The following is a 6,173-nucleotide window of genomic DNA, read 5'->3' as shown; positions in this document are numbered from 1 at the left end:
TGCTCGATACTCCGAGAACGCGTCAGCGGCTGTGACCAGAGCTGACCACGCCTCTGTGAGTACGGCGTTGTCCTCCGTGCTCAAGACCCGAGTGCCCTGGCACAGTCCCTCAACACATCGTGGACCAAGGGTTCAAGAACTGCTCCAGGCTGTGCCAGCTCGTACACCAGGAGCTGGACCAACTAGAGAATCAGTGCCAGACACCGGGCCTCAGCCCGGAGGACAACGCCGTACTCACAGAGGCGTGGTCAGCTCTGGTCACAGCCGCTGACGCGTTCTCGGAGTATCGAGCATGCGTCAAGGATCTACGCCGCGTGCTCACCCACGAAGCCAAGCGCAGCAGGTACAGGCGCAAACGAGAGAACAAGCGACGGAAGCCAACACCGTTGGACGTAGCTCAGAACACCGGCTCAGCTCAATCCTGAGCGACTTTCCGTCGCATCTGACACCCGACGTACCCCCGGAGATCTAACGCCGGGGTGTCTGCACCAACACCAACCGAGGAGACAAACGAATGCCGAGATGGGAACGCACCAAGTGCCCTCATTGCCGGAAGTCACCGGCTGTCAACCCGACGACGAACCGGATCACGTCCCACCTATGTGGGGCATGTACCCACTGCCTGAGCAGGTTCGACTACGCGACCGAGTACGAACTCCGGAACTGGGACTACACCTGCCCAGGAACCGGCCACCTAGTCACCGAGGAGACACCGTGAGGAAGTCGACCATCACCGAGCACTGGAGTCGCCAGCTCGGAAAGAAGGTCTACCGCATCAAAGTCGAGGGCATCGAGAAGGCCCTCATGTTCAACGCCGAGGAGCTGACAGCTCTTCAGGACAACATCCATCAAGCTCTTGGAGGAGCAAGCAGTGTCAGCACCATCACGAAGTAACAAGTTCAGCAAGCTCACTTGGCTCAAGTCTCTGCACGGAGCCGACATCACCAACGGTGAGTACCGAGTCCTCGTCACCGTGTTCGACTACACCAGCGAGAACGGTACGAACGGGCATCCAGGAATCGAGCGGATCGCGGCTGACACGAACATGAGCGCACGCACAGTGGAGCGTGCGATCAAGGCGCTTAAGGCCAAGGGCTGGCTGGTCCAGAGGTCCAAGGGATCCGGCTACGCCAGGAGAGCGTCAGTGTTCGACCTCGCCATACCCGCCCTCAGTGTCGGCAATGGAGCCGACGACATACCCGACACCAGTGTCGGCAATGGAGCCGACGACATACCCGACACCAGTGTCGGTATTGATGACCCCCATACCCGACATTCCGTGTCCCCATACCCGACAAAACCAGCACACATACCCGACACCCACGTCGGTCCATCAGATCCTGGATCAGATCCTCAAGGATCAGATCCTGAAGAGCGTCCATCAGATCATGCAAGTCCGCAGGAAGCGGACAAGGATCAACCCTTAGCGACTGACGTCGCTGCAATGGAGGAAGAACCAACCGTGGACCAAGAGGTCCCCGAGGAGGCCGTCCGTATAGCGGCCGACCTCACCAGGGAGATCTTCCAATCTGATCCCTGGGCAGTAAGCCCATGGGAGCAGTGGGAGAATGAACGTCAGACGGTCACCACTGAGACCGTGGTTCCCGTGTCGACCATGCCTCAGCCGTGGGAGACGAAGCCCGATTGGGCTACCGACCTGCCGAAGCAAGAGACAGACCTGGTCTCCTCGTTCGATCCGTTCGAGGACTACCACCGGCCAACGCTTGGAGGTTCCTACAGGCCGGCGGTGGCCGCCGGCAACGATCCACCTGCAGGTTCTTGAACCGGTCCTTGTGGGAATCCCACAATCATCGGTTCCCAGGGAACACGTGGATCTTGTCGGCTCCCGTGTAGGCCTTCAGAGCCTCCACGATGACCGTGGTAACCGTGGTCCCCTCCTGGGCAGCCTTCGCCTGGGCTGCCTGCCACAGCTCATCTGAGACCCTGATGTTCCTCAACGGTGTTGCCATGGTCCTAATCCTTCCTGAGGTCTGAGAAACGACGAAAGCCGGACCCCTGAGGAGTCCGGCCAGTCGGATTGATCAACGCTTGGAGATTGAGTGGATGGCTCGTAGACGACGATGGTCCCGCTGGACCCTGCGGCAACGCTGGTACTCGCTAAGCCCGAGTCGATCGAACGCTCGCAGCTCCCCGGCTGCGGGGTGCATCGGGAACCGGTCGGATGCCTTGGTCAGATCAACCATGATGATCAGGCCTCCATCTCGAAGATGTGGCCGGTACCGATCTGCACCGACTCGCACGCCTCACAGGTCCAATAACCCGCAGGGTCGTACTCCCCGGTATGGGTGACCAGGTGAGCAGACGCGAACGCTTCCACGTTCGCCAGGTCCTCGGAGTCGATGCCTGAGTAATCGTCATTGACGAGCACCACAGCGCAGGTGTCACAGATGGCGTATTCGGTGGTTGTGAGCATCGGAATCATTCCTCTCGTGTGGGTGTGCTCGTCAGGACCAGGCGCAGTCATCGCCATCGAGGCGACCGTTGCGGTCCTGGTCTCCGTAGAGACCTCCGGTCACCGGGTCGATACGAACCGGCAGGCCATCGGTGCAGTCGCTCAGGACGAACGCCACAGCCTCGTTGACCTCGACTGCAGCCGGATCACACGCACCGGCAGGCATGTACTCAGGAGCGTCTTCGCACGTCATAGCTGCTGACACCGGCTGAGCTGAAGCGGTCGCAGACGAGACCGAGAAGCCAGCTCCGAACACCACGAGCAGGAACACGAAAACGACTGCGGCGCTGAGGATCTTGTTGTTGAACATCTGAGTGACTCCCTCTGTGAGCCAGCCCGTCTGGCTGGTGTGGGTACAGATAAGCACGTCTGTACCTACAAATGCAACACGAACTGAGTATGGCCTGGTGAGCACGGGTATCCACCGGGCTTGGGGTAGGGCACTGCCGGGGTAGAGGGGAGACAGGGCACCGGGCAGGGGGCACCGGGGTACCGGGTGGGGTGCCCTGGGTAGGGGCACTGGGCAGGCGTGCCTGGGTCTGGGGCTTGGGGTCCTCGGGTGCCTGCCTCTGGGAGGGCAGGCTCCGGGCTTGGGTGGGGTCTCGCTCCGGGTACCGGCTGGGCACCGACTCGGGGACGTATCCGCAGGTCAGGGTGGGTATGGGTACCCACGGGGGTGATCCCCCGCCCGCACACCCCCGCTCGGGGCGTTATGCGGATCTGCCACCCGCTGAGCAAAAAGATCGTTGGTTTTTTCAGAAGTCGCCGAGAGCGACACCAAAACAAGTAATTCCACTCACACACAGGAGATTTGAACTATGGGAGACATCACCAAAGCCGAGAAGGAAGCAAGAAAAGCCCTGTTCGCGGAAGGGCAGAAACGGTGCTCAAAGTGCTCTGAAGCCCTGCCAATCGACCGTTTCCGGCCCAATTCGAGAGGTTGGGCCGGTCTACGCAGCCAATGCGTCGACTGTGACCTCGCTCGTCGCGCGGTCTACCGCGAGGACCATCGCGAGCAGGAACGCACTCGGATCGAGAGGCACTGGGCCGAGAATCCGATGGGTCAGCGGTTGAACAGTGGAGCCGTCCGAGCACGCAAGCTCGGCGTAACCGCCGACAGCATCACCCCCGAGGAGCTGCTAGCCGACTGGGAGCGTCGGGGGATCTCACCAGACCGCGACGTGTACACCGGCCAGCCGCTCCAGGACGGCTGGCACCTGGACCACGCCGTCCCGTTGTCCGCACCAGGAACCCCCGGACACGTCGTGTCCAATCTCGTCCCGACGAATCCGAGGACGAACACCACCAAACGCCGCAGGAACTTCGTCGAGTTCCTCGCAGACCGGGCACAGGCCCAGAAGGAGTACGCAGCATGACCGAGAACAAGAAGCCCCGTATGCCCCGTGGGCTGGATGCCCCCGGTAAGAAGTTCTGGATCAGGACCCTGGAAGAGTTCGACCTGAGCCAGGACCCGCACCGCGTCGAGGTCCTGGAGCAGGCGTGCAGGGTAGTCGACACCATCGCAGAGCTGGAGAAGGCCCAGAAGGGCCAATCGCTCACCACCAGTGGGTCTATGGGCCAACAGGTGATCAGTCCGCTGATCTCCGAGGTCCGGTTCCAGCGTGGGCTACTCGCCCAGCTCGTCACCAAGCTGTCACTGCCTGAGACGGACGAGACCCTGCAGGCGAAGGCCGAGAAGACCAGTCAGTCCCGCCGCACCTCGGCGAAGCAAGCAACGTTCACGGTGGTGCGTTGATGGCACGGCGACACTCCTCCAAGCGGGTCAGCTTGGCCGACCGGGTACCCGAGAGGTTCCACTCCCCGGTGATCAGCACCGGGGACGTGTTCGGCTCCCTCAACGCGTACATGAACGATCTTGACGATTGGGTCCGGGAGGAGCTGGGCCTCCCGGAACGGAAAAACGAGTACCACGACAAGTCCCAGGAGCTGAGGGAAGAGCTGGGCATCTCGGTAGTCGACTGGATCAGGATCGGCATGACCAGCGGCTAAGCCCCCCGGCTCCGCAGCCGGCCAAAAGCAGGCAGGCTGCTACGCCCCCTCCTCGGTGTAGCTGGGTTCAGCCGCAAGCGCTCTCCACTCCTCCTCGGTGAGTTCCTTCGGGTCATAGAGCCGCTGGCGTACGTGCTCGGGCATCTCAACCCCGAGTGACTCAAAGAAGCCCTCGGGGATGCGAATATCAATGGTCCAGTTTCCATCGTGGGACCTAGACCGGCGGACTCCTCCGGTGTCCAGCCGTACGGCAAGAGTGATACCGGACCTGAGGAGTAGTTCGCGCCGAGCATCGGTGTCGGCTGCTTCCCAGGCGTCACGGTACGTGCCACCGGTGGCCCGGTACTCCCACCGGGCCTCACGGGCTGGCGTCGATTCGAGTTCGATGATCCGGGCATCAACAGCCCGAAGCTGCTCGTGGATCCGTTGAACAACCCGGTCCGACCTCATACCCACGAGAGCCTTGGTCAACTCGTCCAGATCCGACTGAGCGTCTTTCAGGTCCGCATCCCGAGAGTCACCAGGAACCCAGACACGCTCTCGGACCTCCAGGTCCGCGACATCACGGAGGAAATACTCCTCTACCAGCTCCTCCAGGTATTCGGCTGGAATCTGTGTCGTGTGCTTCTCAGGGCACCGGTAGTACCGGTAGTGGTGCCCTTTGGTCGTGTGCCGACTGTGGTGCAGAGGGTTGTTACACACCAGGCAGACCGCGACACCGGAGAGCGGGCTGGATTCGGTCCGTTTGATCCCCTTGCGGGACTCTGCCCTACGGTCCAGGTAAGCCTGGATCAACGCCCATTCATCAGGCTCCACAAGCGATTCGGCCATCTGGAGCGGCTGACCGTCGTCACCGCGAACCGTCTCCCCGTTGTGGTGGACGTGGCCACGGAGAGCCTTCGAGCGGAGAAGCTGCCGGATAGTGGTCGGCGCCCACTTGGACCGAGGTTCTACGATTCCGTCGTCTTTGTGCAGGGACGGGGTACCAGCTCTCACGGTTCGGTAGTAGTCGCCTGGGGTGAGAACACCCTCCTCATTCAATTTTCTGGCGGTTGCCGTGAACGGTTGGTCATCGAGTACGGAGTCGACAATCCGGCGGACCACGGAGGACGCCAGAGGGTCAATCTCCAATCTCCAGCCTTGGCCGTCTGTCCGTTTTACAGCCGTGTAACCGAACGGAGGTTTCCCTCCCGGCCACCGAGCAACGTCACGGAGCTTGGCCCGTGATGCCAAGGTCCGTTCCCGGATCGCTTCTAGCTCACCCTCAGCGAGACCAGCGATGACACCGGCCAGCATCCGGCCTGCCCAGGTTCCGAGGTCGATCGACTCGGAGCACGAGACCAGCGTCTTACCGTGCTCGTTGCACCACCCGAACAGTTTGTTGAGCTGGATAGCGTTCCTGCCAAGCCGGTCGAGCTTCCACGCCACGATGATGTCCCACTCATGCATCTTGCTCGGGTCCGTCAACCACGGACCCAGAGCCGGGGTGTCGAACGCATCCACTGACCCGGATACGTCTTCATCCACTGCCCACGCAACCACGGTATGACCGTGGGATTCTGCCCACCGCTCGATAATCTCGCGCTGACGCTCGATAGAAGTTGACTCCTCCGTGGCGCGGGAGATCCGCAATCGACCGAGGACACGGCTAGGATCCGCAGAGGTTGACATGCACAGGATGCTACAGTCT

Annotated in this window: 9 protein-coding genes; 5 read left to right on the top strand and 4 right to left on the bottom strand. The window is 61.5% G+C overall.

What is annotated here, in order from left to right:
* Positions 1-714: 714 nt before the first annotated feature.
* On the top strand, positions 715-894 hold the full coding sequence (locus MLGJGCBP_RS35315; RefSeq protein ID WP_160101595.1) for a hypothetical protein: 180 nt from the start codon (positions 715-717) through the stop codon (positions 892-894).
* Complete coding sequence (locus MLGJGCBP_RS35310) at positions 872-1,783, top strand: helix-turn-helix domain-containing protein (RefSeq protein WP_160101593.1); 912 nt, start codon at positions 872-874, stop codon at positions 1,781-1,783. Before MLGJGCBP_RS35315 ends, MLGJGCBP_RS35310 begins: the two co-directional genes overlap by 23 nt.
* 25 nt (positions 1,784-1,808) lie before the next feature.
* Here MLGJGCBP_RS35310 and MLGJGCBP_RS35305 read toward each other — a convergent pair whose 3' ends face one another.
* The 3 genes from MLGJGCBP_RS35305 to MLGJGCBP_RS35295 form a co-directional block, all read right to left on the bottom strand.
* A complete protein-coding gene (locus MLGJGCBP_RS35305; RefSeq protein ID WP_160101591.1) occupies positions 1,809-1,970 on the bottom strand; it encodes a hypothetical protein in 162 nt (53 codons plus the stop codon).
* 239 nt (positions 1,971-2,209) lie between these two features.
* On the bottom strand, positions 2,210-2,434 hold the full coding sequence (locus MLGJGCBP_RS35300) for a hypothetical protein (protein WP_160101589.1): 225 nt from the start codon (positions 2,432-2,434) through the stop codon (positions 2,210-2,212).
* A 31-nt stretch (positions 2,435-2,465) separates the two neighbouring features.
* Positions 2,466-2,783 (bottom strand): hypothetical protein, encoded by a 318-nt coding sequence (locus tag MLGJGCBP_RS35295; protein ID WP_160101587.1) that lies wholly within the window; start codon positions 2,781-2,783, stop codon positions 2,466-2,468.
* Positions 2,784-3,531: 748 nt separating this feature from the next.
* Between MLGJGCBP_RS35295 and MLGJGCBP_RS35290 the strand changes: the two genes are divergently transcribed.
* The 3 genes from MLGJGCBP_RS35290 to MLGJGCBP_RS35280 are packed head-to-tail and all read left to right on the top strand — an operon-like array spanning position 3,532 to position 4,483.
* Entirely contained in the window at positions 3,532-3,849 is a 318-nt protein-coding gene (locus MLGJGCBP_RS35290; protein WP_160101585.1) for a hypothetical protein, read from the top strand.
* Positions 3,846-4,229, top strand: coding sequence for a hypothetical protein (locus MLGJGCBP_RS35285; protein WP_201453295.1), 384 nt, complete (start codon positions 3,846-3,848; stop codon positions 4,227-4,229). Before MLGJGCBP_RS35290 ends, MLGJGCBP_RS35285 begins: the two co-directional genes overlap by 4 nt.
* The gene (locus MLGJGCBP_RS35280) at positions 4,229-4,483 is read left to right on the top strand and encodes a hypothetical protein (protein WP_160101583.1); all 255 of its coding nucleotides are present in this window, start codon (positions 4,229-4,231) and stop codon (positions 4,481-4,483) included. Before MLGJGCBP_RS35285 ends, MLGJGCBP_RS35280 begins: the two co-directional genes overlap by 1 nt.
* A gap of 39 nt (positions 4,484-4,522) precedes the next feature.
* Here MLGJGCBP_RS35280 and MLGJGCBP_RS35275 read toward each other — a convergent pair whose 3' ends face one another.
* A complete protein-coding gene (locus MLGJGCBP_RS35275; RefSeq protein WP_160101581.1) occupies positions 4,523-6,154 on the bottom strand; it encodes a recombinase family protein in 1,632 nt (543 codons plus the stop codon).
* Between the last annotated feature and the right edge of the window lie 19 nt (positions 6,155-6,173).

The sequence above is a fragment of the Rhodococcus sp. T7 genome (assembly GCF_009872365.1).
In the GTDB taxonomy this organism is placed as follows: domain Bacteria; phylum Actinomycetota; class Actinomycetes; order Mycobacteriales; family Mycobacteriaceae; genus Rhodococcus_F.
This window is presented reverse-complemented; position numbering and strand designations above follow the sequence as displayed.

What these genes read in the sequence shown, in the direction of transcription:
- MLGJGCBP_RS35285 (WP_201453295.1), top strand. Translation starts at nt 3,846, where the DNA reads ATGACCGAGAACAAGAAGCCCCGTATGCCCCGTGGGCTGGATGCCCCC.
- MLGJGCBP_RS35305 (WP_160101591.1), bottom strand. Translation starts at nt 1,970, where the DNA reads ATGGCAACACCGTTGAGGAACATCAGGGTCTCAGATGAGCTGTGGCAG.
- MLGJGCBP_RS35280 (WP_160101583.1), top strand. Translation starts at nt 4,229, where the DNA reads ATGGCACGGCGACACTCCTCCAAGCGGGTCAGCTTGGCCGACCGGGTA.
- MLGJGCBP_RS35295 (WP_160101587.1), bottom strand. Translation starts at nt 2,783, where the DNA reads ATGTTCAACAACAAGATCCTCAGCGCCGCAGTCGTTTTCGTGTTCCTG.
- MLGJGCBP_RS35275 (WP_160101581.1), bottom strand. Translation starts at nt 6,154, where the DNA reads ATGTCAACCTCTGCGGATCCTAGCCGTGTCCTCGGTCGATTGCGGATC.
- MLGJGCBP_RS35290 (WP_160101585.1), top strand. Translation starts at nt 3,532, where the DNA reads ATGGGTCAGCGGTTGAACAGTGGAGCCGTCCGAGCACGCAAGCTCGGC.
- MLGJGCBP_RS35300 (WP_160101589.1), bottom strand. Translation starts at nt 2,434, where the DNA reads ATGCTCACAACCACCGAATACGCCATCTGTGACACCTGCGCTGTGGTG.